The 23,914-nt window shown below is 29.5% G+C and carries 29 protein-coding genes; 22 read left to right on the top strand and 7 right to left on the bottom strand.

Translation table 11 applies throughout. From position 1 onward, the window contains the following. The first annotated feature begins 2 nt into the window (after window positions 1-2). The 7 genes from CLV55_RS04935 to CLV55_RS04905 all read left to right on the top strand — a co-directional run bounded on the left by CLV55_RS04935 (window position 3) and on the right by CLV55_RS04905 (window position 9,411). Window positions 3-3,014: a hypothetical protein gene (locus tag CLV55_RS04935; RefSeq protein WP_112112645.1), complete on the top strand. Its 3,012-nt coding sequence runs from the start codon at window positions 3-5 to the stop codon at window positions 3,012-3,014. Window positions 3,015-3,149: 135 nt separating this feature from the next. Further along, entirely contained in the window at window positions 3,150-4,118 is a 969-nt protein-coding gene (locus tag CLV55_RS04930) for an ADP-ribosylglycohydrolase family protein (RefSeq protein WP_211306484.1), read from the top strand. Between the two features lie 115 nt (window positions 4,119-4,233). After that, a complete protein-coding gene (locus CLV55_RS04925) occupies window positions 4,234-4,626 on the top strand; it encodes a hypothetical protein (RefSeq protein WP_112112644.1) in 393 nt (130 codons plus the stop codon). 105 nt (window positions 4,627-4,731) lie between these two features. Then, the gene (locus CLV55_RS04920; RefSeq protein WP_112112643.1) at window positions 4,732-5,700 is read left to right on the top strand and encodes a DnaB-like helicase C-terminal domain-containing protein; all 969 of its coding nucleotides are present in this window, start codon (window positions 4,732-4,734) and stop codon (window positions 5,698-5,700) included. A gap of 171 nt (window positions 5,701-5,871) precedes the next feature. Further along, window positions 5,872-6,963, top strand: a complete 1,092-nt coding sequence (locus CLV55_RS04915; protein ID WP_112112642.1) for a reverse transcriptase family protein — start codon at window positions 5,872-5,874, stop codon at window positions 6,961-6,963. 69 nt (window positions 6,964-7,032) lie between these two features. Beyond that, window positions 7,033-7,380 carry a DUF3127 domain-containing protein gene (locus CLV55_RS04910; RefSeq protein ID WP_112112641.1) on the top strand — a complete coding sequence of 116 codons (348 nt, stop codon included), beginning with the start codon at window positions 7,033-7,035 and terminating at the stop codon, window positions 7,378-7,380. Between the two features lie 27 nt (window positions 7,381-7,407). Continuing rightward, window positions 7,408-9,411 carry a penicillin-binding protein gene (locus CLV55_RS04905; RefSeq protein ID WP_112112640.1) on the top strand — a complete coding sequence of 668 codons (2,004 nt, stop codon included), beginning with the start codon at window positions 7,408-7,410 and terminating at the stop codon, window positions 9,409-9,411. Here CLV55_RS04905 and CLV55_RS12825 read toward each other — a convergent pair. Both CLV55_RS12825 and CLV55_RS04900 read right to left on the bottom strand, forming a co-directional pair. Continuing rightward, the gene (locus tag CLV55_RS12825; RefSeq protein ID WP_158527020.1) at window positions 9,408-9,569 is read right to left on the bottom strand and encodes a hypothetical protein; all 162 of its coding nucleotides are present in this window, start codon (window positions 9,567-9,569) and stop codon (window positions 9,408-9,410) included. The two genes, CLV55_RS04905 and CLV55_RS12825, sit on opposite strands and share 4 nt — an antisense overlap. Before the next feature lie 5 nt (window positions 9,570-9,574). After that, complete coding sequence (locus CLV55_RS04900) at window positions 9,575-10,393, bottom strand: YqiA/YcfP family alpha/beta fold hydrolase (RefSeq protein WP_112112639.1); 819 nt, start codon at window positions 10,391-10,393, stop codon at window positions 9,575-9,577. 104 nt (window positions 10,394-10,497) lie between these two features. Here CLV55_RS04900 and CLV55_RS04895 point away from each other — a divergent pair, with 104 nt between their 5' ends. Both CLV55_RS04895 and CLV55_RS04890 read left to right on the top strand, forming a co-directional pair. Next, window positions 10,498-10,791, top strand: a complete 294-nt coding sequence (locus CLV55_RS04895) for a hypothetical protein (protein WP_112112638.1) — start codon at window positions 10,498-10,500, stop codon at window positions 10,789-10,791. 123 nt (window positions 10,792-10,914) lie between these two features. Continuing rightward, window positions 10,915-11,670, top strand: coding sequence for a hypothetical protein (locus CLV55_RS04890; protein ID WP_112112637.1), 756 nt, complete (start codon window positions 10,915-10,917; stop codon window positions 11,668-11,670). A gap of 205 nt (window positions 11,671-11,875) precedes the next feature. Here the strand turns inward: CLV55_RS04890 and CLV55_RS04885 are convergent, their stop codons facing one another. Then, on the bottom strand, window positions 11,876-12,961 hold the full coding sequence (locus CLV55_RS04885; protein ID WP_112112636.1) for an AAA family ATPase: 1,086 nt from the start codon (window positions 12,959-12,961) through the stop codon (window positions 11,876-11,878). An 89-nt stretch (window positions 12,962-13,050) separates the two neighbouring features. Here CLV55_RS04885 and CLV55_RS04880 point away from each other — a divergent pair, with 89 nt between their 5' ends. Beyond that, entirely contained in the window at window positions 13,051-14,049 is a 999-nt protein-coding gene (locus CLV55_RS04880; protein WP_112112635.1) for a helix-turn-helix transcriptional regulator, read from the top strand. 85 nt (window positions 14,050-14,134) lie between these two features. Here CLV55_RS04880 and CLV55_RS04875 read toward each other — a convergent pair whose 3' ends face one another. The 4 genes from CLV55_RS04875 to CLV55_RS04860 form a co-directional block, all read right to left on the bottom strand. Further along, window positions 14,135-14,395, bottom strand: coding sequence for a hypothetical protein (locus CLV55_RS04875; protein WP_112112634.1), 261 nt, complete (start codon window positions 14,393-14,395; stop codon window positions 14,135-14,137). Window positions 14,396-14,505: 110 nt separating this feature from the next. Next, on the bottom strand, window positions 14,506-15,543 hold the full coding sequence (locus CLV55_RS04870; RefSeq protein ID WP_112112633.1) for a uracil-DNA glycosylase family protein: 1,038 nt from the start codon (window positions 15,541-15,543) through the stop codon (window positions 14,506-14,508). A 9-nt stretch (window positions 15,544-15,552) separates the two neighbouring features. Further along, window positions 15,553-16,089 (bottom strand): hypothetical protein, encoded by a 537-nt coding sequence (locus CLV55_RS04865; protein ID WP_112112632.1) that lies wholly within the window; start codon window positions 16,087-16,089, stop codon window positions 15,553-15,555. A gap of 2 nt (window positions 16,090-16,091) precedes the next feature. Continuing rightward, on the bottom strand, window positions 16,092-16,523 hold the full coding sequence (locus CLV55_RS04860) for a hypothetical protein (protein WP_112112631.1): 432 nt from the start codon (window positions 16,521-16,523) through the stop codon (window positions 16,092-16,094). A gap of 299 nt (window positions 16,524-16,822) precedes the next feature. On the opposite strand from CLV55_RS04860, the gene CLV55_RS04855 reads away from it, so the two are divergent. The 12 genes from CLV55_RS04855 (at window position 16,823) to CLV55_RS04800 (ending at window position 23,912) form a co-directional block, all read left to right on the top strand. After that, window positions 16,823-17,092, top strand: coding sequence for a hypothetical protein (locus CLV55_RS04855; protein ID WP_112112630.1), 270 nt, complete (start codon window positions 16,823-16,825; stop codon window positions 17,090-17,092). Continuing rightward, entirely contained in the window at window positions 17,082-17,396 is a 315-nt protein-coding gene (locus CLV55_RS04850; protein WP_112112629.1) for a hypothetical protein, read from the top strand. Before CLV55_RS04855 ends, CLV55_RS04850 begins: the two co-directional genes overlap by 11 nt. Beyond that, complete coding sequence (locus CLV55_RS04845; protein WP_112112628.1) at window positions 17,393-17,842, top strand: hypothetical protein; 450 nt, start codon at window positions 17,393-17,395, stop codon at window positions 17,840-17,842. The genes CLV55_RS04850 and CLV55_RS04845 overlap by 4 nt, the downstream gene beginning before the upstream one ends. A 9-nt stretch (window positions 17,843-17,851) precedes the next feature. Continuing rightward, a complete protein-coding gene (locus CLV55_RS04840) occupies window positions 17,852-18,487 on the top strand; it encodes a hypothetical protein (RefSeq protein ID WP_112112627.1) in 636 nt (211 codons plus the stop codon). Between the two features lie 2 nt (window positions 18,488-18,489). Beyond that, window positions 18,490-19,647, top strand: a complete 1,158-nt coding sequence (locus CLV55_RS04835) for a penicillin-binding transpeptidase domain-containing protein (protein ID WP_112112626.1) — start codon at window positions 18,490-18,492, stop codon at window positions 19,645-19,647. A 134-nt stretch (window positions 19,648-19,781) separates the two neighbouring features. After that, the gene (locus tag CLV55_RS04830; RefSeq protein ID WP_112112625.1) at window positions 19,782-21,212 is read left to right on the top strand and encodes a DUF4116 domain-containing protein; all 1,431 of its coding nucleotides are present in this window, start codon (window positions 19,782-19,784) and stop codon (window positions 21,210-21,212) included. Between the two features lie 12 nt (window positions 21,213-21,224). After that, window positions 21,225-21,446, top strand: a complete 222-nt coding sequence (locus tag CLV55_RS04825; RefSeq protein WP_112112624.1) for a hypothetical protein — start codon at window positions 21,225-21,227, stop codon at window positions 21,444-21,446. Continuing rightward, window positions 21,434-21,649, top strand: a complete 216-nt coding sequence (locus CLV55_RS04820) for a hypothetical protein (protein ID WP_146739539.1) — start codon at window positions 21,434-21,436, stop codon at window positions 21,647-21,649. Before CLV55_RS04825 ends, CLV55_RS04820 begins: the two co-directional genes overlap by 13 nt. Further along, window positions 21,646-22,365 (top strand): SIR2 family NAD-dependent protein deacylase, encoded by a 720-nt coding sequence (locus CLV55_RS04815; RefSeq protein WP_112112622.1) that lies wholly within the window; start codon window positions 21,646-21,648, stop codon window positions 22,363-22,365. The genes CLV55_RS04820 and CLV55_RS04815 overlap by 4 nt, the downstream gene beginning before the upstream one ends. Before the next feature lie 229 nt (window positions 22,366-22,594). Then, window positions 22,595-23,302 carry a hypothetical protein gene (locus tag CLV55_RS04810; protein WP_146739538.1) on the top strand — a complete coding sequence of 236 codons (708 nt, stop codon included), beginning with the start codon at window positions 22,595-22,597 and terminating at the stop codon, window positions 23,300-23,302. Between the two features lie 60 nt (window positions 23,303-23,362). Then, entirely contained in the window at window positions 23,363-23,518 is a 156-nt protein-coding gene (locus CLV55_RS12820) for a hypothetical protein (protein ID WP_158527019.1), read from the top strand. A gap of 13 nt (window positions 23,519-23,531) precedes the next feature. Continuing rightward, complete coding sequence (locus CLV55_RS04800) at window positions 23,532-23,912, top strand: DUF2493 domain-containing protein (protein WP_158527018.1); 381 nt, start codon at window positions 23,532-23,534, stop codon at window positions 23,910-23,912. Window positions 23,913-23,914: the final 2 nt, after the last annotated feature.

Here is a 23,914-nt window from a genome sequence, read left to right as displayed (position 1 = left end):
ATATGGAATTTGAGAAAAAAATACCCTTTAAAATATTTCCTAGTATTGGTTTTAAAAATAGTTCATTCCAATTACATGCATTTCAAAATAACATCACTTTAGAGTTGTTCAAAGAGAATGAAAAAATTAACACTTTTTATCCTAAAACTAATAACCCAATAATAATTACAGAACTGAAAGAACCAGGAGATTATATTGCTAAATGTTTTATTAATGGTGAAATTTTTAGTCAAACCTTAAAAGTTGAAGACTTATTAAGATGGGGTTCTAGTACGTTCAAAAAAGCTTTTGTTTTTGATAATATTGATTATTCCTTCTACTTAATGAAAGACAGAATGATTATCTATGACGAAATAAAAAAGACTTTCTATTTAGAAAATAAATTAAGCCCTTCTGAAATTTGTAAAATTGATAACAAACATCTTTTATTTATAACACATAAGGGAATAGGAGAAAGCAAAAGATCAAATTTTGCTGTATTTTCATTAGAGAATTTTAGTATTATTTCAGAACTCGTTGATAATTTTATAGAAATATACTATGACGTAAAGAGTAATTTTTTATTAGTGTTTGAGAAAAAAAGTAATTCTATTAAGTGCTTCGATTTTAATAAAAATTTAAAATTAATTCCAATATTGACTTATGAAAATATTCTTTCTTATGTGAAAAATGATTCGAAAAATTATCTACTTATTAAACAACTTGAAAATGTTGTTTTTGTTAATTGTAATACAAATAAATCATTTTTTTATCCTTTAAATGATAATACACTTATTGATAATAATGGAAATTTATTAGAAAAAAATGACTCAAATTTTTATTTATCCAATCCAATCCAAGGAAAGGACAAAAAGAAAGTAGATATTACTTTAAATTTAAATATTGAAGAAAATTTAAATTATCTTTTTCATATAGGAAATAGTTTTAAATCTAATGATGAAGATAATGATTTTGAAGAAAGAGTACAAAGAATAGTTAATAATCACAATGAATGCATTTCTAGCAATATAAGCTATCAAAAATTTTATTTAAATAATAGTGATGATAAAATTAGTATTGAGAATACTAAACACGAAATTATTTTTATGAGAAATAAAATTATGATTTTTGAAATTCATTCCATTAAAAAATTACTACATATAAAATATAATATTGTAAATGGCGATATTTCTAAAAAACCAGATTTCACAATTATAAATACATATAAATTAATAGATTTACTTAATCCCAATAATAATTTCATTAGAAATAACTATTGCACAGGAATAGAATTATTAAATGAAGATTTCTTGATAATAAGATACTTCGGTAAGTGTGAAATATTTTGTGATGGAGATTTACTAGAAATACCCAATAATGTTATTAAAACAAAAGTCGTAGATTTACCTATATTAAACAAATCGTATTTATTAATTAATAAAGACAAAGAATTTCAATTATTTAGTTCTAATGATTCTTCAAAATACTTAATACAAGGGAAATCAATATACAATACACCATATATTTCAAAACATAAAACTATATGGTATTCAAATTCAGAAAATGATAAAATAAACGGATTTTCATTATTAAATGAAAAAAACGTATCATTTAATGGTGATCATTTTAGCATATATAATTTTCATGAGTATTACTTCATAAACTCAATCAAGCAAATTTTCGATCCCTCTACAGGGACATTAAAAAATACATTAATTGGCAATTTAGTTTCATTTTCGAATAGTTTTGAAAAAATAATTTCACGAAGAAATGAGGATTTATATCTTACAATAATAAATCCATCAAATAATTTAGTAAGCACACAAGAAATTAAGATAGAAGAAGATCTATACAAAGAAAGTTATCTCTCCCCTGATGGTAAATTTATGATTTTTAGAAGAAAGGATAATTCATATGTAATTTATGATGTGCAGAAAGAAACAGAACAAGTCTTTATTTGTGACAATTTCATACGCTTTAATTCTAATAATCAAATAGAAGTGGCTAATAGTGAACCTAGAAATATTAAAATAATTGACCCAGAAACATTTGAAACAATAAGTTATGGTCAATCTGATTTATATGAATTTCAAAGTCCAGATGGGAAGTTATTTGTTGAATCAAGAACTCCTAAAAAACTATATATAAATTTGTTAGATAATTTAGAGATTGACCAAATTACTTTTTTAAAATTAGAAAAACTTATCAACGAGAATAACGAAAGTTTTTTTAATCAAAACAAAGATAAATTACTGCAAATTGGTGTTGAAAATAATTCCTCAATTTTTAAAAATAGGCATAAAATAATATCATATAGACAATTTATTAAAATTGGAATTGTTGGAACTGATGTGAAATTAGATATTGAAATTCCAAATAATACTTGGTTTTATAATTATGCTGCATTTAGTTTCGACAATAAATATCTTTCCATTGTTGGAAATACAACTTCTTCATCCTCTAATGGTATGATTCTAATAATAAAAATAAATTTTGACAATACCAAAAACTTAATAAGTGAAGAAGATAGATTTTTAAGTTATTTGCCAAAAAATGCAACATGGACCTGTGCATTTTCTAGGAAAGGAGTTTTCGCAACATATGATAGCAATCCAGATACATACATAATTAATTGTAATGATAATTTATTCAACAAAGCATCTCAATTACACTCAATGAAAGATTATGATTTAAGAAATCTGTTGATTAATTTTTATAAAATTGAAAACGTAGCACTTATTAGAGGTAAAAACTTTTTAACATTTAGTCCTTCCGGAAATTATATGGCCCTTTCAGAGCAAGGATATGATCCATTATCATTTGGAGGTTTTGGTCATCAAGAATCCGAAACAGTTCATATTTTAAATGTAAAAAATAATAAAATTATTGACTCTTTTTATTTTCATGGTGAAGTAGTTGATAGTAATAATAGGAAAAAGGTAAAATTTGTAAGTTTTTCGGAAGACGAAACAAAATTATTGTCACTTGGAAATGATGGAGTGATTTATTTTAGGAATTTAAAATTACATTTGTAATGGACCAAAAATTCATATTTGTTTATTTTTCATCCTATTATTCCATTTTTGTGACATCTAAACCTAATTTTTTTAATCTCAACTTTTAAAACGATTAGAAGAGCAAAATAAAATCAACCCATAAAAACTATAAAAATGAACATTTCCTCTAATAAAGTAATAGATTGTCTTCTTGGTGTAGCGGTAGGGGATGCCCTTGGTGTTCCGTATGAGTTTAAAAGCACCTCTGAGATGCTTGCGCATCGTGCTACTGGGATGACGGAATATGGCACTCATTATCAGCCTATAGGGACGTGGTCTGATGATAGTTCGTTAACTTTTTGTTTGGCTGCATCTCTTGCAAAAGAGTATGATTTGCTTGATATTGCTAGACATTTTATCCGATGGAAAAATGAGTCTTATTGGACGGCTACAGGATATGTTTTTGATATTGGTATCACGACCCAACATGCTATACAACAATTAGAAGAAATCATTTCATGTAATGACCTTGAATCCTTAAAAAACCTTAAAAATTACGCTAGTGAATATGATAATGGAAACGGTTCTCTGATGCGTATTCTTCCTTTGTTGTTTTATATAAAAGATAAAAGTTTGGAAGAGCAATTTGGATTCATTTGGGATGTTTCCTCATTAACCCACAAACACATTAGAGCCGCTATGAGTTGTTTTATTTATTTGAAATTAGCAGAGCATGTGCTTAATGGAGCTGCTAAGGAAGCGGCCTATGAACACATGAGAGCTGATGTGATTGAATTGTGGGAAAAAATTAATTTTGAGCAATCGGAACGACACCATTTTAGAAGAATCATCTCTAATCCTATTTTGGAGACGAAACGAGAAGATTTAAAATCTGGAGGGTATGTTATTGAGGCACTTGAAGCCAGTTTGTGGTGCTTTATGCATGAAAGTGATTATGCAAGTGTTGTTTTATCGGTCGTAAATTTAGGTCACGATACCGATACTACAGGCGCTATAGCAGGAGGATTAGCGGGTCTTTATTATGGGGCGAATAGTATCCCTGAGGATTGGGTTAAAGTCATTAAAAGATTGGATGCTATTGTTGCGTTAGGAACCCAATTGGGGGATAAATTGATTTCTTAAATAAATGAAATTACTGAATTCTAAAATAGTGATTTATTCGTAACCGGCCCCAATCTGTTGTTGATTATTAGTGTGTGAAATTTAGAAGATGTTACTTTTGATAAACTTTAAAACTATGATCTTTTTCTTTACAATACTATTTATTGTATATAGTATTTTCGTACTACGATTATTTTACAAAACTAAAAAGTTAGAGAAAAAGTTAAAAAAAGTATTGGTTCATTTGAATGAGGCAGAGCAATCTATTGATGCTTTTAAGAATACTATCAATGCATTTGAAGCATTAAAAGGGAAAATAACTCCTATATCAACTGATGCTTCCCAAAAAAATGATATGGAACAGCAAGACCTTATAGAGGAAAAGAGTTCTTTTTCGGAAAAAATACCCTCAAAGAATAGTTTTTTGTATGAGAATGAATGTTTAGGAACGATGGAGCACGGAGTTGTACCTGATATGGTCTCTTATGAACAAAAAAAAGAGGACGATTTTGACCCTACTTCACCATAGGAGCGTAGTCTTTTAATTCAATATAATTAATTTCTTTTTTTTAATACTAAAAACTAATTTTTACGTTATAGTTTTATACATTTAGCAAAAATCAACACCTTCACTATGAACACCTCAAAAACCCAATCCATCAGTATCCTTTCTAAGGAAATAGTCCAAGATATTGAAAATAAGAATCGGAATAAAAACTTAATCCCTACTGGGTTTCAGTATTTAGATGACGAATTTAGTGGATTGTCTCTAGGCGAATTAGTGGTGGTTGGAGGCAGACCAGCTATGGGTAAAAGTCAGTTTGTGATTAATTTAGTCGCTCATGTGAGTCAAACCGAACCCGTTTTGTTTTTTTCCTTTGATTTGACCTCGTATACTTTTTCTGCTCGTTTGTTGTCTAACAAAACAGGCATCCCTGTTCAAAATATTATAAATAAAGCATTGCATGATTCTGAAAAAGAGTCTATTAAAAAAGCAGCCCAAGAACTAGAACAAAGTAACTTGTATGTTTCTGAAAATGGATTGGCCAACATTGAAGAAACTCTCACTATTATAAGAGAACATGTCGCTGTGCATGATACTAAAATAGTGGTGATTGATTACCTGCAATTGTTGAGTATTGGAAAGTACAATAATGGGAGGGAGGCTGAAGTAAGTCATATTTGTAGGTTATTAAAAATGTGTGCTAAAGAATTGAATATTTGTCTTATTTTATTGAGTCAATTGAGTCGTGCGGTTGAAGTAAGAGGAAGCAGTAAAAGGCCTCAATTATCGGATTTGCGAGATAGTGGTTCTATTGAACAAATTGCGGATAAAGTTTGGTTGTTGTATCGTCCTGAATATTATATGATAGAGGAATTGGACGACGAAGAATTTACCCCTTCCGATTGTATCTTAATGGTTATTGTTGCTAAGAACAAAAATGGAAAAATGGGAACCAGTTATTTTAAAAGAGATGTCCCTTTTACTAGATTTCAATCTATTCAAAAGCCAGGTGAGGCGTTTACCTTTAATGTTAAGCGTTTGATTGAATTGGAAGACCCAAATAAAAAGGATGAAGATGATGCTACTGTACCTTTTTAAAAATATAAAGCCGTTGGAAAAAATTATGAAGTCAAACTAAAAATAAAATGACTTAGAGGTTGTGTTCCTGCAATCCTATTACTATTGGAATATGGTAATAAATATTAGTAATTGACCAAAGGTCAATTACTAAACCTTCAAAGATAATCCACCAACGGCTTTTTTTACATTATGAATAATCCACTTAAAACGATAGACAAAATCCATACTCGATTGGAAGAGTACAATGCCTATTATTATGGGTATCAAGGCGATGTTGTCTTTAAATTTAACCAGACTTTTTTTGTACAACAGTTGTTGTCTGTTGTGAAGCTATCTGATTTGAAGGTTTTATTAAAGTTAAATTTTAGTTGGTTAGGCCCTTTAATCAACGCACCTCATTATGATTCATTTTCTATTCCTAAAAAAAGTGGTGGGATGCGAAAGATAGAAGCTCCGGAAGTTTTGTTGAGAGCCACTCAGGCAAGGTTTAATTTTTATTTGCAACACTATTATCATTTGGTTCGTCCAGAGGGTGTTTTTGGTTTTGTAATTAATCCCAATAAAAAAGAATCCTTTTGCAATATTGTAGAAAATGCAAAACTACATGTGCACAAAAAGTATGTTTTAAATCTTGACCTTGAGGATTTTTTTTCCTCAATAAAGGCTTATCGAGTGAAAGCGCTTTTTCAATCGGAGTATTTTAGGTACACAGAAGAGGTTGCCAATGCATTGGCCTTATTAGTTACCTATAATGGAACACTTCCTACAGGAGCGCCTACTTCACCAGTCATTTCTAATTTTATTTGTTTGCAATTGGATGCTATGTTATTGGCCTATTGTAATGAGAATGCGCTTCACTATTCTCGCTATGCTGATGATTTGACCTTTTCATCGGATCGTGAAATTACAACATTGCATTTGGAGGAATTGAGTAAAATTATCCATTCCAACCATTTTACTATTAATTCTAAGAAGACTCGCTTGCGATTACATCACAGAAAACAAACGGTTACAGGACTTATCGTAAATGAGAAAGTTAATGTTGATAGAAAGACTATTAAAATGGTACGCGCGATGCTTTATGATGCCCTCCAAAATGGTGTTAGTAAAGCTGCAAAGAAACATTTTAGTATCACAAAAGAAACGAGTCAAATGAGTGATACCTATTTTTTAAATCGTTTGGAAGGGTATATTAATTTTATAGCACAAGTTCGAGGTAAAGAAGATGCTATGGTTCAAAAATTCAAAGAGGAGTTTAAAATGGTGCATCTCTTATCCTGATTTTTTTTAATGATATATGCACTAAATCAACATACTTGATAGGTTAATTTGTATAAAAATAACTTTATTATGAATATAAAAGCAAAACTAGCACACCTTCTTCCTTTGCAAACGGGTATTGGAAAAAATGGTCAGTGGAGAAAACAAGACATTGTAGTGGAAACCGAGGGACAGTATCCTAGAAAAATATGCATTAGTATCTGGGGTGATAAAATCAATGAAAATCAGTTGGTAGTAGGAAATCAATTGAGTATTGATTTTGAATTGGAAAGTCGTGAGTTTAATGGGAAATGGTATACCGATGTAAAAGCCTGGAAAATTGACCTTGTAGATAATATTCTTTTGAAGGCGTCTATGCAATCTGATTTATCAGGACAAGAAGAAGAAGATGTTGCGGATGACGGACTCCCTTTTTGATTATATTTGAATCAAAAATAGAATTGAATGGAAAAAAGCATCATGTATCGGCTGTATTTAGTCAGTATTCTGATTTTAATATTTGCCTTAGCAATTGTCTATAAACTCACTACTATTCAGTGGAAAGAAGGAGAACATTACAGAAAACTTGCTAAAATAAGAACCGTTAAAACATTTGTAGTTCCAGCTAACAGAGGAAATATTTATTCTTCTGATGGAAGTTTATTAGCAACTTCAGTTTCTATTTATGATGTCCGATTTGATGCATTGGCTCCAAATGAAAAAATATTTAATGAAAATATAGGGCCATTATCAGATTCCTTAGCTAAACTATTAGGGCATCCTTCTGGATACTATGAAACTAAATTAGTAAATGCTCGAAAAAATAAAAATAGATTTTTACTCCTTGCTAAGGACTTAAGTTTTACACAATATAAAAAACTAAAATCGTACCCTATTTTAAAATTAGGAATTTACAAAGGTGGGAGGATTGATAGTGTTAGAGAAATAAGAAAACATCCTATTGGTGAGATTGCACAACGAACGGTTGGTTATTTAGGATTCGATAAAAATGGTATGCCAAATATTGTGGGACTTGAAGGCGCGTATAACCATTATCTGTCTGGTAAAAATGGAAAAATTTTAAAACAAAAAATAGCGAAAGGACAATACAAACCGATACGAGATGATAACGAAATAGACCCAATTGATGGTTCTGATATTATATCAACTATAGACGTTTACATTCAGGATATAGCACACCACTCTTTATTGGAATCATTACAAAAAAATAAGGCCGAACATGGTTGTGTAATTGTAATGGAAACCCAAACAGGATATATAAAAGCCATTTCTAATCTTGGCAGAACTGAAAAAGACTCCGTTTATAAAGAACGACTTAATTATGCTATAAGGGAAAAAGGAGAGCCAGGTTCGACCTTTAAGCTAATAGACATGATTGCTTTATTGGAAGATCATAAAGTAGATACTACAAAAATTTACAACCGAAAGGGTGGAAGAATAACATTGTTTGGTAGAGATGTTGTGGATTCTCATAGTGAAGGCCCACAATTAATTACCTTAGCCAATGGGTTTGAAATCTCTTCCAATACCGTAATGGTTCAGGCGGTTTATGAAAATTACAAAAATAATCCTATGCAATTTGTTGACCGAATTAACAAAATGGGTCTTAATAAACCGTTAGGATTATCTATTAAAGGTGAAGCCAATCCCTTTATTCCGCAACCAGGCACTCCAAGATGGAACGGTATGTCTTTGCCCTGGATGGCTTTTGGTTATGGTATTGAAGTAACCCCGATGCAAACGTTGACTTTATATAATGCTATAGCTAATAATGGAGAGATGGTCAAGCCACAATTTGTTTCAGAAATTAAAGAATGGAATACTACTATAAAGAAATTTGATAAGCAAGTAATACATCCTAAAATTTGCTCGAAGGAAACTATAAAAAAGTTAAAAGCCATTATGCAAAATGTAGTGAAGCTGGGTACTGCCAAAAAAATATATTCTAAAGATTTTTCTATGGCTGGTAAAACTGGAACTGCTCAAGGGAATTATGGTATAAACAATGGCGATAATAAACATTACATTTCTTCATTTGTTGGTTTTTTTCCAGTAGACAAACCTAAGTACACTTGTATTGTTGTCATTCATAAACCCAATACAGCTAGCGGAAGTTTTTATGGAGCAGATGTTGCTGCCCCAGTTTTTAAAAGAATTGCCCAGAAAATATTTACAGATTCTCCTACGACTAATGAGATTCAAAATTTGAATCAAAAAGTAAATAAGCAAGAGTATAGTTATAATCGCTATTTTACTGTTGCACAAAGTGAGAAGTATGAAGTTCCGAATGTTAAAGGAATGCCTGCAATGGATGCAGTACCTTTACTTGAAAATTTAGGAATGAAAGTGAGGTTAAGAGGAAATGGAGTAGGTAAAGTTAAACATCAATCGATAGTCTCCGGTACTCCACTTAAAAAAGGAACTATAATTGAACTACAAATTAATTAATTTTCTTTATACACCTTCAAATCTGCTTGGTTTTCGTAATCTACTACAAAAACATTAATATCGGCTTGGTTTTCATATTCTACAGAATATACTTTTTGGGCTTGTGATTTTATTGTGCATAAAAATACTGCAACAATTGGTAAGATATATCTTTTCATGATGTTTATGGGATTAAGTCATTTTTACTATTTTCAAGCAATTCCTTTACAGTTTCAAATCTGTGGTTGGTATTGTAATAGAAAACCTGGTGTGGTACCTTGTTTTCATCGAGATACTCCAGCATAGTGTCAAAAGTTAATAATTCGTCAGCGTTGGCTAAATGCAATGTGTAGTTATTTCCTTTGTAATGTTTTAATTCTACTTTACATGCTTTTTCAAAATGGGCTAAATAGTTTAAATAAGTTTCTGTAAACTTCCAATTTTCCTTGGTTTTTAAATTAATTTGTTCTTGGTTTACTTCTCTTTTTAAAAAAATACTTGGAGACCAACTTGGGTTTATGGCATGTACTTTAATTTGGTCCGTTTGATTCATAGCTCGAACATAGTTAGCATAAAACCCACCTAGAGAAGTTCCCATTACAATGATGTTTCCATAATGTTCTTGAATGATGCTGCCTATTTGTTTTATGGCTTCGTTGGGATTGTAATTGAGTTGTGGAGCTATCAAAGTAATGTGGTCTGATACATTATTATCTAGTAGCCATTGATTAATTATAGCTTGTTTGTTTTCGGGTGCGCTATTGAAACCATGCAATAATAAGATTGTGGTTTTAAACTCATAATTAGGAATAATATATTCGTAAGGAATAGCAATAGTTTGGTCGTTGTATGTTGTAACAATCCCTCTAATAGGATGAATTAAATTAGTAGTGTCTGGAATTTGTTGGAGTCTAGTACCAACAGGAATGTCATAATTGGACCAAAGGTTTTGTTTGGCAGTAATTGGTTTTATGGTTTTGAATTGTTTTTGTATCAATTTCATTTTATTATACAAAAATAAGAAATTTATAATTAGAGTAATTCCTTGCAATATTTAACAAATATTTTTTTAGTATTTTTGATTTTTGGAAAAACTTTTATTTGTAAATGATACTAGGAGCAATAATACTTGGAGCACTGATTTACTTTATCTACATACCCTACAAGGCATGGAGACTAAGTAAAAATCCTGAATGGATTGAAAATCAAAAGAAAATCAAAAAATTGGAAGCTGAATATGAAGAATCTAAATTAGAAGCTGAAAGAAATTGGACTGAAGAAGATGAAGAGAATTCAAAAAAAACTGAAGAGCTTGCAAAAAAATCATGGTCTGAATATACTGAAATGCAAGTAGAAAAGGCTTTTAATAAAAATTTTAAATCAACTAGTAAATCTAAGTAGAGATAATTCTAATTAATTATAATATGGTACCTGTAAAAAATGTGATATTAAATTCAAAGGAACTAATTGCCGAAAATGTAGGAGAATTTTAATGAAACAATGAAAAGAAAAAGGAATTAAAATATGGATACTAAAATCCAAAAATTATACAAATTTTTAAAAGAAAACAGGCAATACAACAAACAAGTTCAAGAAGGATTTATAAAGTCGTGTATTGCTATAAAAGATTTATCTCCAGAACAAAAAGTATTGAATCTTTTATATGGAGTTGTTAATACACAATCACAACCAAAAATTGATAAGATAGGTCCATTTTTTAAAAAAATGTATCAAAAAGATTCTGATTTAACTTCATACAAAGGTTTTATAAAAACTTTAAAAAAAGAACCAAAATCTTCGGATTCATTATTTGAATTAATGAAATCTCAAAATGGTTGGGGTGCAAAAACATCCGCTTTATTTGTCAAATATATTTATTTAATTCATACAGATGACTCGCTTAGAGATTTTAAAATTTGGGATGATTTTAGTCTTAATGAATATGAGTTAAAACTTCCTGTCGATGCCGTAATTACACATATTTTTAAAAATAATCTTCTTAATCAAGGATGCAGATTAGATTTTGATGGTATAAATGAATTTATTGGTAAATATTATTCTAAAAATAATGATTTTATTATTTGGGATGAATTATGGTTTTGGGGATTTATTACTCAAAAGATTGAAAATAATAAAAGAGTTTCAAATGAGTTCAATGAAAATAAATTTTGGTGTCTGCAATATTTAGAAAAAGATATTGTAAAAATTAAACCACTAGCTGAAAAATTTTTACAAATATTGAAAAATTTAAACATTGAGCTAATAGATAGATTGTTGTAATATTTTTGACTAATAATCTGTATCGATTATTAAATACTTTTTACTACGTATTTTATATTTTAAAATTAACCTAAAACCACTGTTTTGAAACCAATAATAGATAATCCATTTCAGTAGTTATTTTGTACTCGTGAAGAATATATTTTTTGTTTTGGATATGATATATTTAATCAATTAAAAATTAATTTTTTTTGTAAAATAAAAATTATTTTCCAAACCCAACTGCTTTTTTAAGCACGGGTGTGTAATGGTTCTCTTTTTCAAAATTAAAAATATCCGCAACAGGAAGCGACTGATTCACGGTTTCTGTTATGCCTAATGTGTTTAATAGTTTGTTGGTTCTCTCAATAGAAAGCGGTTTAAATTCATAAATTTGAGACAGTCTGCCTTTTCGCAAAAGTGCTTTGTCAATGTTTTTGACATCCGTATTGAATGTAGCGATGATTTGTATGCCAAGGCTTTCCCCCAACAATCCATCAGTTAAATTTAAAAGCATTGATAGATTTGAATTTCTAACTTCTTCTCTTGATGTAATGAGTTCCTCGGCATCTTCTATCACAAAAACTGTGTTTTTGTTGTTCAATAGAAAAGGCGTCATGTTTAAATTATCTAATTCTCCAGCCATCTTTGGAGATATAAAGATTACTTTTTTCTTTAGTTGGTGTATTAGGAATTTGATGTAAGTGCTTTTGCCAGTACCAGGTTGCCCATGAAATAGGTAAAGACCGTTGGTGTCTTTTTTATTTAATTGTTTTACAATTTCTTTATGGATGAGATGGAAATCCTCATTGTAGTGAATATTAAAATCGATTTTCGGTTTTTTGATTTCAACAGGTTGTGTGTTTAATTCTCCATTTTGATTGTAGATTAAGCAAATATCGGTTGTTTTCTTGGTGCTGTATAAGAATTTTTTAGCTTCCTCAAAGAGTTCGTTTACTAATTCTTTTTGTTCTTCTGTGTGAAAAAAATAAACAGAAGAATACTCAATGCTTACAAGTAATCCGTTTTTTAAAAGATAGTTGTGATATGAATTATCTAATACCTTTTTAGTGTTATTGAAATCGTGGGAGTAATGTTGCTTTATGATTTCATTTTGATATTTTTTCTCGAACCATTTTTGAAAAGGCTCCATTTTTAAGTCGTCAATGGTAATAATATTTGGTATTCTTTTAGTGTAGGCAAAAAATATTCTGTAAGGACTTATGTAGTTATTGGAGCTATTAAATAACATTAAATCTTCTATAAGTAATGGAAAGTTCGATGCTTGAGTTTCGTTTGTTTCAGGTTTCATAAGTAATTCTAATTTGATGGTGTAAAATTAAAATCGTGCTTGGCAAAATTTGTCAAAGTTCTCTATCTTTGTTTTTTAAAACTAATCCGATGGAAGACTTCAGTAAAAAAAGGTTGTACAAAAAAATCATTGTGAAACTCCTTCGAGAAAAGAAACTCTCGGTGGAAGAACTCATGACTTCCTTAAACGATATTTTAAAAAACGACTATGGTTTTGAACCCATATCCAGACGCACTTTTGATAGAGCCAAAGAAAGTTTGTTAGAGAATGACTATCAAATCAACTCCCGAAAGTTCAACGGAAAGAATTACTTTGTTTTGGAAGGCTTTCCAGAGAATTTAACCCTTACCGAGGAGGAGAAACTAACCTTTCCGTTGTTACTTGGATTGTTGGATACCGAAAAGACCATGAGTTCTGTAACGTGGCTTAAAGACGCTTTGATGGATGAATTTGAATATAGTGAGAATGATTTAAAAGTCTATCCCTATTTTGTGAATGCACAACCTGCCTTGAACCAACAAGACCAATTGCTGCTGCTTTCAGGACAAATTATAGATTACATCAAAAAAAGGCAAGCCATACGATTTCTGTATGAAAAGAAAGGTGTGGTTGCAATGCGCCAAGTGGCTCCTTTGCAGATACGCTATTATGACAACCGTTATTATTTATTGGGCAGTGCTATTGATGACGAAACCTACGAGCCTACCAATTTGTTACAGACCTATACTATAGACAGGTTTGTGGAGAAAAAAGTATATCCTGCCATAAAAGAAACAGAAGAACTACAAGACGAAGACACACCTATTTTCTTTGATTATGATGCTTTGTATAAAGCCACTCGACTAGAAGAATTACTGAAGCACTGCCTTGGAATTTGGTATGATTGGAAAAACAACAAACTCAAAACTTACCGATTGAAATTTACCGATTGGGCGATGGGCATTATAGAAAACAAAAAAATCCATCCCTCCCAAGTGTTGAAAGAAAAAAACAGTGACTTCCTAATTGTAGAAATCACTGTTTGGGAAAACCATGAAATGGATTATTTTTTGGGAAGGTTTGGTGATAAATGTGAAAGGTTGAATTAGAATTATCAAGATTTTAAATTAATAAATTCTTTAATTGGTTTTTATAAACTATTTCAAGAATACAATTTATTAACTTTAAAAAATCTTATAATTCAATTATTTCAAAGCCCAAGTTCATTAAATATTCGTTTGCCATATGTGCTTGGAAATTATTAGGATTAGGGTCTAATTCTTCTCCATTAGCATATATATTACCCCAAGAAATTAAGAGTTTGCAGGGAAAAATTTCATTATCATACCTAAGTGCCCAATTTCTGGGATTACGACGATTAGGTACTCCCTCTCTTTTAATTTTAAGCATTGCTTGAAAAATGTGCTCTCTGTTAATATTATCTGGTATTGGCATATTGTTATTAAATATTTACTTAAAAATTATATTTGGAATCAGAAAAATGCAAAAACACTACAAAAATATATTTTTATTAATAGAAAATAATTTATTAACATAGAAACAATTCAATTTATAAGATGAATTGTATTATTTAAAACCATTTGATAAATCTCTCTTCTGTATTGTTTTGTATATGGTGCATTAAATATATTTGGAAATCTGGTTAAATATAGATTAATATTAGCCCCAACTGCAATCGGTGCTGTAAAATTTATTGCTGCTTTGTAGTTAATCCATTTTCTAAAGAATAAACTATTAATCATTTGTTGAGCAGCCATCGGGGCAGGGCTAGGTAAATTAATAATCCTTATTTTTTTCGCTCCAGATTTTAGCCACCAAACTATTCCATTATTTTGTTGAATTAATGCACTTTGAATCCCTAAAGTATTAATTGGAAAATACTGTCCATTTCCAGATATGTCACCACTTATTTGAAATTTAGTTAATCCGTTAAAACAATCTTCTAATATCCACCTAAAACCAGTTAAAGTAGATGTTGTATTGCTTAAAAAAGAATTTAAGTTTCCACTTGTAAATAATATTGTATTGACCTTAGATTCTGAATTAAAAACTTCTTTTAATTTACAATTAAGAACTATATTTCTATATTCATTGTCAAAAGCACTAATCATTTTTTTTCTTTGCACATAAGAAAAGACATCCGAAATAGATATTCTATTTGCATTTAAAGATGCTTGAAAATTTGGAATTGTTAATCCTACTCCATTTAGTCCGAATAAGTAATACCACAAGTCATTCATGTTACCATAGAAATAGTTAGTTGGATTATTATTTTGCAGATTAGGATTTGGTAAATTAACCAAAGGTAAATTATTAAAATAAGATGAAGGTGGAAACGTACCCAATAAAAGCGTTTCCCTCTGAAAATCGCAGTCAGCTTGATATAAATCAATATAGGGATGCTTTTCAATTGGTCCTGGTGAATTAGGTGCTTGAATGTTTAGTAAATATGAATCATAATGTTGATATACATTTGCCAAATTAAGTCCCCAAGTTCTAATAGATTGGTCATTTAATTGCGGAGTGTTTAAAATTCCATTAACAATTAAAAAATTGTATATGTTTCTATCTTGTTTTCTCATAAAAATGATTTAAAAATTATTTCTTAGGTAATCAAATAACTTTTTAGCTTCTATATGAGTGGTTAAATGTTTCCCTTTATAATTATATATCCAATCTATATCTAAATTTAATAAACCAAGCGCAATAAAATCTAATCTATCTAGGACTTTCCCTTTTTTTATCTCTATTCCGTTTTCAATCAAGAAAACACTTACGCTTTCATTTGTGTTACGTTTTAACTTATAAACAAGAAATTTACCAATTGAAAATTCAATACTATAATTTGTTGCTAAAGTATTTCCAATATTAATTATTTTAACAAAACTATCTTCATCAGGTTCATTAGTATTATTATTTGTTTCGTTAAAAATAGTTAGTTTGTAACATATAAATTTTTTATCATCAGAAACTAATCTGAATCCTCTTTCGTCTACCAAATAAATATAAACTTCTTGCTCTTTAGTTTGTTCATTGTAATTTGGAAAATTTTCTTTAGCCCATACTAAAGTTTCAGAAGTTTGTGCTTTGTCATTTTCAAAAGTTACAATAAAATGTTTTTTTGACATAATTATTTTTTTATTAAATCTCTTAAATATCCAGCTCTGTTTTGAAAAAACTTTTTGTATTCAATTCCATGAAATACATCACTTTTATCATTATTACAAAAGTAACAACATAAGACAGCATTGTCTCTAGAGTAATTTTCTTTAGGATGAATTCTATCCACTTCCAACCAAATTCCTCTGCTTCTTCCTTGCATGATTTTTCCGTTTAGGGGAAATCTATTTGAAGTCAGAAGGCCTTGAACCACAATTTGTTGAACAGTATGTTCTTCTATACCACAATAATAGCATTTTTTATCTTGATTCACAAACCAGTCATAAAAATCTTCAAAATCAATAAACCCATTTAAACCTTTACCTTTTCTTTCATTAAAGTTTGATTTTAATTTTTGTTTTGGTTTTTCAACATAACTGAATTCAAATTTTTCATTTTTCATAGTATAAGATTTAAGATTATTTGGCAAAATTACTTTTGTACTTTGCCACTTTTTGTCTTTGCCTGATTGCAAGTATAATTTATTTAGTGTTGTTATTTTTAATCTAATCAGTAATCTTTTTCTAAGATCTACAAATAGAATGTAGTATCTGATTTTGCTAATTTTTAATAAAATAAAAATAAAAAGTAAAAAATTATCATAAAAATAAAAATTAATTTTACATTTGCCTCTGAAAGAAAAATAGTATTCTGTGGTTATTTTTTCTACAAGCTCAATATAATAACTTTAAAAAAAATTTTATGGATAATATTAAATGTCCCAAATGTTCTTGGAAACCAACAGGAGAAGCCCTATGGGTTTGTGAATCAAAATGTAATCATGTATGGGATACATTTTCTACCTATGGGGTCTGTCCTAAGTGTTCCAAGCGCTGGAAAGAAACGGCTTGTCCTGCTTGTCATTCTTGGTCTTTGCATGAGGATTGGTATGATCTAGGACCTTTTTTAGAAAAGGAATTGAAGAAAGTAGAAAAAGAGTTTACTTTGAAAGGAAATCTAAATGACCATTAGAGCTAAAAATTTTGTAGCTCATTGTATTGCTGAGAATGATGAGTTAATGATTAATGTATTGTTGTACTATTTTTCAATTAGACCCGCAGAGGAATTGATGTGCGATACTATTGCTGCTACTCTAAAGTTTGATTTATATCTTAAGAGTACCAAAAAATATTTTGAAATTTTGCCACCAATTTCGCAATCTAATGCAGATATGGCTTATGCCTTAGTCTCTTTTATTGAAACCCTTTTTACTCCGGAACAAATAAATTCTACCACCAATAATGAAGCTATTATATTATTAAAAAACAAGTTATGAAAAATCAATTGGAAACCTTAAATGAAGTGATTAGTAAATTTACTGAAGCGGAAAAAAAACTAATGAATGAAAATCGTTTTCCTTATATCTTCTCAAAAGCATGGGTTTATTTAAAAATGGGGCCTGAAAAATACAGAAAACAAGATGCTTTTTCTCAGCCTCCACTGGATTTTGATGATGAGGATTTAGAAATTTTAGCCCATGGTTGTAGGCAAGTGCTTCAAGGCGTTGGTTTAACTAAAGAAAATCCTTTTTCGGAATTGGACGTATTGGGGTTTAGTGCCTTATTTAGATTGTTTCATTTTCAAAAATTTGATAGAAAAACTGAACATAATGTCGTATTTAAAAATAAAAAAGGAGCAATAGACATTATCACGTTTGAACATGCTGTAGATGGAGGTCAAGTAGTTTATTATAATTTTTGCGAATACCTAACTATCGATTAATTTTATACTATGAGAAAATATTTAACTTTTTTATTTTTTGTATTGTTTGGAAATTTTGTTTTTGCAGATTCACCTCTGACTTCAACAGATTTTGGAAATGCTTATTTGGATATTCCAATTGTCAAAGAAGCTTTCAAATCAGAGGGAAAAATCACCAACGAAATGATGGACTACATTGACGATGATGCCAATCCCTTAGATGTAAAATTAGCTATTATCAACGCTATTGGCTGGGACCATAAAGGATTGATAAATAGCAAAATTTTCTTTATGTATGTAATGAAGAAAAAAAACTACCAAACCGATTTTCATAATGATTACATAGCGTTTAAATGGTATGCCACTCGAGATGAATTAATTTGCTATAGTTATATGCTTAGTTTGGATAATTATTTTGATGTAGTAGATGCGTTTGAAATCGCGGGAGAAGCATTAAGAAAATCTCCCGATAGTTTTGCTGTGAATATGATTTACAATCTTATCAAATGTCAGGGATTAACTGCGTTTGGAGAGTATTGTTATGCAAGTAAATTGTTTTTAACCTTGAAAGATAATCCAAAATTGAAGATGGATATGCGAAAAGAATCTATGAGTTATGTGTTTGAATATATGACTTCTGTTGGGGAGAATTGTAAAAAAGAGTAAGTATGAAGAAATTATTTACATTATTAATTGTCCTCTCATTTTTGGGATGTAAAGACAAAAAACAATCAACTATAACTCCTAAATTAGAAAAAGATTTATGTGAGAGTTTGTATAATGATTCTAAAAAAATAGAGGGTTATACTCTTAAAACGTATGCTGATTCTACCATTCAAAATATCTCCAAAACCTCTTTATTAGAGTCTTTAAAAGAGTCTGAGGCGGATAATGGTTTTGTTCTTGTAATGGAAACTAGTACCGGAAAAATTAAGGCTATGATAGGTCTTGAAAAGGATAGTCAATCAAAATATGTCCTTTCAAAGAATATTGCCATAAACACACCAATTGAACCGGGAAGTTTAATGAAAACATTTGATGTTATGTCTTTATTGGAAGATAAAAAATCAGATACATCATCTGTATATGATGCCAAAGGTGGTAAAATATCTATGTATGGAAAGAGCATTATTGATAATCACTTAGGATTTAATGAATTGTCTTTAAGAAAAGCTTTTTTAAATTCTTCAAATACCATTTTCGCAAAAGCTATTGATAGTTCATATAAAAACACCCCCAATCAATACATTAACAACTTTAATAAGTTTGGTCTAAGTTCTTCTTTTTCACAAATCAGTTGTAATTCTGTTATTCCATCACCAAATACCAATTCTTGGTCTAAAATAACACTGCCCTTTATGGGTATTGGTTATGGAATAGAATTAACCCCCATTCAACTATTAACCTATTTTAATTCTATCGCAAACAATGGAGTTATGGTTGCACCTTTACTTGTTTCTAATATTCAAAATAATATCGGAGATTCAAAGGAATTTTCTAAACCAGTTAGCAGAAATACTGAATGTTCTAAGACAACAATTACTATTTTAAAAGATTTATTGAGACAATCTGTTTCAAAAGGTTCTTGTCAGTTTGTTAATTCCCAAAAAATAGCTATTTCAGGGTATTCAGCTACCACTCAAATCAACTATTCTTCTGAAAATCAAAAGAAAGAATATGCTTCATCATTTGTAGGATATTTTCCAAGTGAAAAACCCAAATTTACTATTTTAGCTTATATAAAAAATCCAAATTCTGAAAAAGGGTACTATGGTTCTATTTTAGCGGGTTCTGTTGTAAAAAATATTGCAGCGCAAATTTATTAATATATAGTTTAAGATGGCTTTTTAAAGCTATTCAATTTTTGAAAACAAAATAATGATGTACGATAAACTATAAATAAATTAGTTTATTAATAATGAATAATATAGATTCGTATAATTAATTAGAAAACAATAAAATGGCAACACCTGTATTTAAATTTCAGCATCCCGACTTACCTGGTGAGGATTTATATTTTATACACAATACCTTTTTTGAATTACCCGAAACCATTCCGATGGATTTAACCACATTCATTTGGTATCATCAACAAATAAATAGAACTTTAGAAGGTTTTTTTGCCGCTTGGGATAACTTGAATCAGTTTCAAACTTCTTTGGAGGGACATTCATTTGAGGAACATTTTAATGAAAATGAGAAACAACAACTTTATGACGATGCATTATTTGGTTTGTCATTAAATGAAGCCAAACATAATCAAAAAGAATCATTAAAACTTAAAGAATTTATAGATTCGGAAAAGTATAAAACGGATGACATTTTCGAATATGTCAATCCAAATATTAAATTGGATTATATAAGTGGAAATATTAAGCTATCTTTTTTTTATTCACGTCATTACTTTATGCAATATCTCTGGGATAACTTTAATGATAAACTTGACGAATCAGATTCTTATAAGCATGATAAATCAATTATATTAGCATTAAATAAGATTAATGGATTAGGACTTTCTTTTGCTTCTGAAAATTTAAAAAAAGATAGCGAAGTGCTTCTTCAGGGAATTAAAAATGATTTCAGAGCTTTTTATTTTGTTGATAATTCTTTAAAAGAAAATAAACCTTTTATTATAGAAGCACTAAAAAAAAACGTTTCTATCTTTCAAATTTTAGAAAATAGAATACAAAATGATGAAGATATTTGTTTAGAAAAAACTAAACAAGAATGTCTAATCTTTTTTGAAAAAGAAATAAGAGATTTATTATATAAAAATTATGAACTATTTGAGAATTCAAATGAAGTTCATGAGGAGGATTGCAGTCAGGAAACTATTAATTATTATAATATTCTTTCAAACGAAATAGATTGTGGATTAATGTATTTGGAGGAATATGCTAAAGATGGTCCTTTTTTTTGTACTTATGAATCTTTCTTTCCTTATGAGCTATTGAAAAATGATGAAGATTATATATTGAATTTATTTGAGATTTGGCCACATACCTTAGTTGATTATAATGTGTTTTATAGTGTAGCCTCTTCTCGATTATTAAAATCTAAAAACTTTATTATAGAGCTTTTAAAATTACAATCATCGATTGATAGTTTAAGAAAATCAGTAAAATGGAATTGGACAGATTTTCCAATTTCTTATTGGAGTGACGATGAATTTGTAAAAGCAGCTATAAAGGTTAATGGAAATGCACTTCAATATGCTAATGATAGCTATAAGAAAGATAAAGAATTAGTTATTCAAGCATTGAAGTCAAGCAAAAGCGCCATTCAATTTGTAGATGAATCTTTAAAAAATGATGAGGATGTTTTGGCTCTGCTTTCTATTAAACCTATCGAAATTAAAGACTCTGAAGAAGATGAAGACTTACCTTTTTAAAAAAATAAAAAAATGAACGAAAACTATTTTGAAAATATCACTACTATGGAAGAATTAATTCGAGCTGAGCGAAACGGTTTTAATGTAGAGTTTAAAACAAATCGACCTGAAATGCCTGGCGCAACTTTGATTCACGAGTCAGCTCGTAGATGTAATGTGATTTTGTTGGCTTATTTAATAAGTAAACGAAATATGGATGTTAATCAATTAGATGAAGACGATTGTACTCATTAGGATATGTTTTGAATGATGATTTGTGGTATGAAATAAAAAGTGGAGAAATCACTACGGTTAATGATGGCTGCAACGATGCTTCTCTAATTTTACAAACCATAGAACTCTTAAAATCTTATGGAGCAAAATGTATCTACAATGGAGAATCTTATGATGAAAAATGGACAGATTCATACATTTTAGAATTAAAAAAACAGTTATGAAAAAAATTGCAGTTTTTACTGGTTCAGGAATATCAGCAGAAAGTGGTATTCAAACCTTTAGGGATACAGTAAATGGGCTATGGTATAACTATAAAGTAGAAGAAGTAGCACATAAAAGCGCTTGGACTAAAAAGAATCAATCAAAAGTCCTTGAATTTTACAATGAAAGACGAAGACAATTAGCTAATGTAGAGCCCAACCAAGCGCATCTTGATTTAGCAAAACTTGAACAACATTTTGAAGTTACTATAATAACTCAAAATGTTGATGACTTGCATGAAAGAGCTGGGTCAAAAAATGTAATTCATCTGCATGGAGAACTAACAAAAGTAAGATCTACATATAACCCACAGTTTGTGTACGATTGGGGATACAAACCACTTCATATAGGTGATAAATGTATTAAGGGGTCACAATTGAGACCTGATGTAGTTTGGTTTGGAGAAGAATTGGATGAAGAATTAGTAGCATTGGCTACTGAAAAAATTTATGAAGCTGATTATATTATAATTGTTGGAACTTCTTTAGAGGTTTATCCGGCAAATAAAATTCCTTTTTATAATAATAATGATGATGTACCCATATATATAATTGATAAAGAGGAATTAAAAAATTTAGATGATTTTATAAAAGCTAAAAATCGAATTCATCTGCTAAAAAATACTGCTACAATTGGCGTATCGAGTTTAGTTCAAGAACTTTTAATTAAAAAATAAACATTTAGTTTAAAATTATCAAAATAATTATATCTTTGTAAAAAAAAAACTAAATAATGAAAACCATTCAAATCACCCTTCAAGAGCGTTGGGCAGCCTCTCGCGCTACTATTTTTAAGAATAAAAAAAAGTATAGTAGAAAAACAAAATACAAAAAAAGCCACTTAGCTTAACTTTTTGGTTATAACTAATTTTAAAAAGATATATTATGATTTTAAATTTATTTTTTATGTTTTCAAACGCAGCAACAAATAAATATTTGATAAAAGATTTGTTTGATGTGCGACAAGGTAAGCTTGCTTTATTGCAAGATAAAGTAGTACCTAATGATACCAATGATGCGCTTGATAATGAAAAAGTTCAAGAAACCAAAACAATAGATGTGTTAACGCTCAATAGTATTAATTGGGAATTGGCAACCATAAGAAAAGAGCTTTTATTTAAGATTACAGAACCCAAAACCATTCCCCAACCACTAACGGCTAATGATTTTATTATTAATAGGGTAGGGCAAACCAAAGGTTGTTCTTTATTAGAATCCAATTTTGATTTTGAAAATCATAAGGTAATTCCTTCCCATCATTTTTTAGTTTTAACGCCACGAACTATAATCCAGCCAAACCAACTGCCTTTTTTTCATGCCGTTGTTGATGTTTTTTTAACCGATTTAGTGAAAGCTCAAAAAAATGACCAAGATAAATCAGAATCTAATATAGAAAAGAAGCAAAAGAGTATTTATGTTACCGTTAAGGAAATTGAAAATATTGAAATTGAACTTCCAAGTGAGAACTTTGACTTATTGATATCGCAATACAATCAGTACTATACCATGTATGCCGCCTCGTATAAGAATTTTATGGCATCTAAAAACAACTTGGAAAATCATAAACTGGAATTGTCAAAATTTTTCAAGAAAGAATTTGATTGGAACAAATAAATGATTTTAATGTTTTAAAAGTAAAACATGTGTGGATTATATAACTTACTGGATGAAGCTATGTCTCAGGAACTAGGGGTGGACGTAAAAACTTATATAGAAGTAATTGATAAGAAATGTACAGAAGAAGAAGCAACATTTATCATTAATACTATCATGGACGAAGATGCAGCTACTATAGAAAATGCAAAAGCACTTTTTCATAGTAAGTTATAAAATATGTCCGCACATGAAATATGGAATAATAGGTTCGCGAAACTTTACAGATAAAGAGTTTTTTATTTATAAAGTAAATGAAGTAATTGCTCTAGAAGGGATGCCTACTGTAGTAATTTCAGGCGGTGCTATTGGAGCGGATGCATTTGCAGAAGAATTGGCAATAGAAAATAAAATTGAATTTCAAGTTTTTAAACCCCAACATAAAGACTTCCCGAAAAGTATAAGGAGACTTGCTGCTCCGCATGCTCGAAACACATTAATTGCAGAGCATTCCGATGTTATTATAGCCTTTTGGGATGGTCAATCTACAGGCACAAAAGACACTATTGATAAAGCTCTTGCATTGTTGAAAAAAGTGTATATCTTTGAAATTAATACAATTAACCTATAAAA

The organism is Flavobacterium aciduliphilum, assembly GCF_003268855.1.
Classification (GTDB): domain Bacteria; phylum Bacteroidota; class Bacteroidia; order Flavobacteriales; family Flavobacteriaceae; genus Flavobacterium; species Flavobacterium aciduliphilum.
Note: the sequence above shows the minus strand (reverse complement) of the source record. Positions and strands in the feature narration are given on the sequence as shown.

What these genes read in the sequence shown, in the direction of transcription:
- CLV55_RS04935 (WP_112112645.1), top strand. Translation starts at nt 3, where the DNA reads ATGGAATTTGAGAAAAAAATACCCTTTAAAATATTTCCTAGTATTGGT.
- CLV55_RS04930 (WP_211306484.1), top strand. Translation starts at nt 3,150, where the DNA reads ATGAACATTTCCTCTAATAAAGTAATAGATTGTCTTCTTGGTGTAGCG.
- CLV55_RS04925 (WP_112112644.1), top strand. Translation starts at nt 4,234, where the DNA reads ATGATCTTTTTCTTTACAATACTATTTATTGTATATAGTATTTTCGTA.
- CLV55_RS04920 (WP_112112643.1), top strand. Translation starts at nt 4,732, where the DNA reads ATGAACACCTCAAAAACCCAATCCATCAGTATCCTTTCTAAGGAAATA.
- CLV55_RS04915 (WP_112112642.1), top strand. Translation starts at nt 5,872, where the DNA reads ATGAATAATCCACTTAAAACGATAGACAAAATCCATACTCGATTGGAA.
- CLV55_RS04910 (WP_112112641.1), top strand. Translation starts at nt 7,033, where the DNA reads ATGAATATAAAAGCAAAACTAGCACACCTTCTTCCTTTGCAAACGGGT.
- CLV55_RS04905 (WP_112112640.1), top strand. Translation starts at nt 7,408, where the DNA reads ATGGAAAAAAGCATCATGTATCGGCTGTATTTAGTCAGTATTCTGATT.
- CLV55_RS12825 (WP_158527020.1), bottom strand. Translation starts at nt 9,569, where the DNA reads ATGAAAAGATATATCTTACCAATTGTTGCAGTATTTTTATGCACAATA.
- CLV55_RS04900 (WP_112112639.1), bottom strand. Translation starts at nt 10,393, where the DNA reads ATGAAATTGATACAAAAACAATTCAAAACCATAAAACCAATTACTGCC.
- CLV55_RS04895 (WP_112112638.1), top strand. Translation starts at nt 10,498, where the DNA reads ATGATACTAGGAGCAATAATACTTGGAGCACTGATTTACTTTATCTAC.
- CLV55_RS04890 (WP_112112637.1), top strand. Translation starts at nt 10,915, where the DNA reads ATGGATACTAAAATCCAAAAATTATACAAATTTTTAAAAGAAAACAGG.
- CLV55_RS04885 (WP_112112636.1), bottom strand. Translation starts at nt 12,961, where the DNA reads ATGAAACCTGAAACAAACGAAACTCAAGCATCGAACTTTCCATTACTT.
- CLV55_RS04880 (WP_112112635.1), top strand. Translation starts at nt 13,051, where the DNA reads ATGGAAGACTTCAGTAAAAAAAGGTTGTACAAAAAAATCATTGTGAAA.
- CLV55_RS04875 (WP_112112634.1), bottom strand. Translation starts at nt 14,395, where the DNA reads ATGCCAATACCAGATAATATTAACAGAGAGCACATTTTTCAAGCAATG.
- CLV55_RS04870 (WP_112112633.1), bottom strand. Translation starts at nt 15,543, where the DNA reads ATGAGAAAACAAGATAGAAACATATACAATTTTTTAATTGTTAATGGA.
- CLV55_RS04865 (WP_112112632.1), bottom strand. Translation starts at nt 16,089, where the DNA reads ATGTCAAAAAAACATTTTATTGTAACTTTTGAAAATGACAAAGCACAA.
- CLV55_RS04860 (WP_112112631.1), bottom strand. Translation starts at nt 16,523, where the DNA reads ATGAAAAATGAAAAATTTGAATTCAGTTATGTTGAAAAACCAAAACAA.
- CLV55_RS04855 (WP_112112630.1), top strand. Translation starts at nt 16,823, where the DNA reads ATGGATAATATTAAATGTCCCAAATGTTCTTGGAAACCAACAGGAGAA.
- CLV55_RS04850 (WP_112112629.1), top strand. Translation starts at nt 17,082, where the DNA reads ATGACCATTAGAGCTAAAAATTTTGTAGCTCATTGTATTGCTGAGAAT.
- CLV55_RS04845 (WP_112112628.1), top strand. Translation starts at nt 17,393, where the DNA reads ATGAAAAATCAATTGGAAACCTTAAATGAAGTGATTAGTAAATTTACT.
- CLV55_RS04840 (WP_112112627.1), top strand. Translation starts at nt 17,852, where the DNA reads ATGAGAAAATATTTAACTTTTTTATTTTTTGTATTGTTTGGAAATTTT.
- CLV55_RS04835 (WP_112112626.1), top strand. Translation starts at nt 18,490, where the DNA reads ATGAAGAAATTATTTACATTATTAATTGTCCTCTCATTTTTGGGATGT.
- CLV55_RS04830 (WP_112112625.1), top strand. Translation starts at nt 19,782, where the DNA reads ATGGCAACACCTGTATTTAAATTTCAGCATCCCGACTTACCTGGTGAG.
- CLV55_RS04825 (WP_112112624.1), top strand. Translation starts at nt 21,225, where the DNA reads ATGAACGAAAACTATTTTGAAAATATCACTACTATGGAAGAATTAATT.
- CLV55_RS04815 (WP_112112622.1), top strand. Translation starts at nt 21,646, where the DNA reads ATGAAAAAAATTGCAGTTTTTACTGGTTCAGGAATATCAGCAGAAAGT.
- CLV55_RS04810 (WP_146739538.1), top strand. Translation starts at nt 22,595, where the DNA reads ATGTTTTCAAACGCAGCAACAAATAAATATTTGATAAAAGATTTGTTT.
- CLV55_RS12820 (WP_158527019.1), top strand. Translation starts at nt 23,363, where the DNA reads ATGTCTCAGGAACTAGGGGTGGACGTAAAAACTTATATAGAAGTAATT.
- CLV55_RS04800 (WP_158527018.1), top strand. Translation starts at nt 23,532, where the DNA reads ATGAAATATGGAATAATAGGTTCGCGAAACTTTACAGATAAAGAGTTT.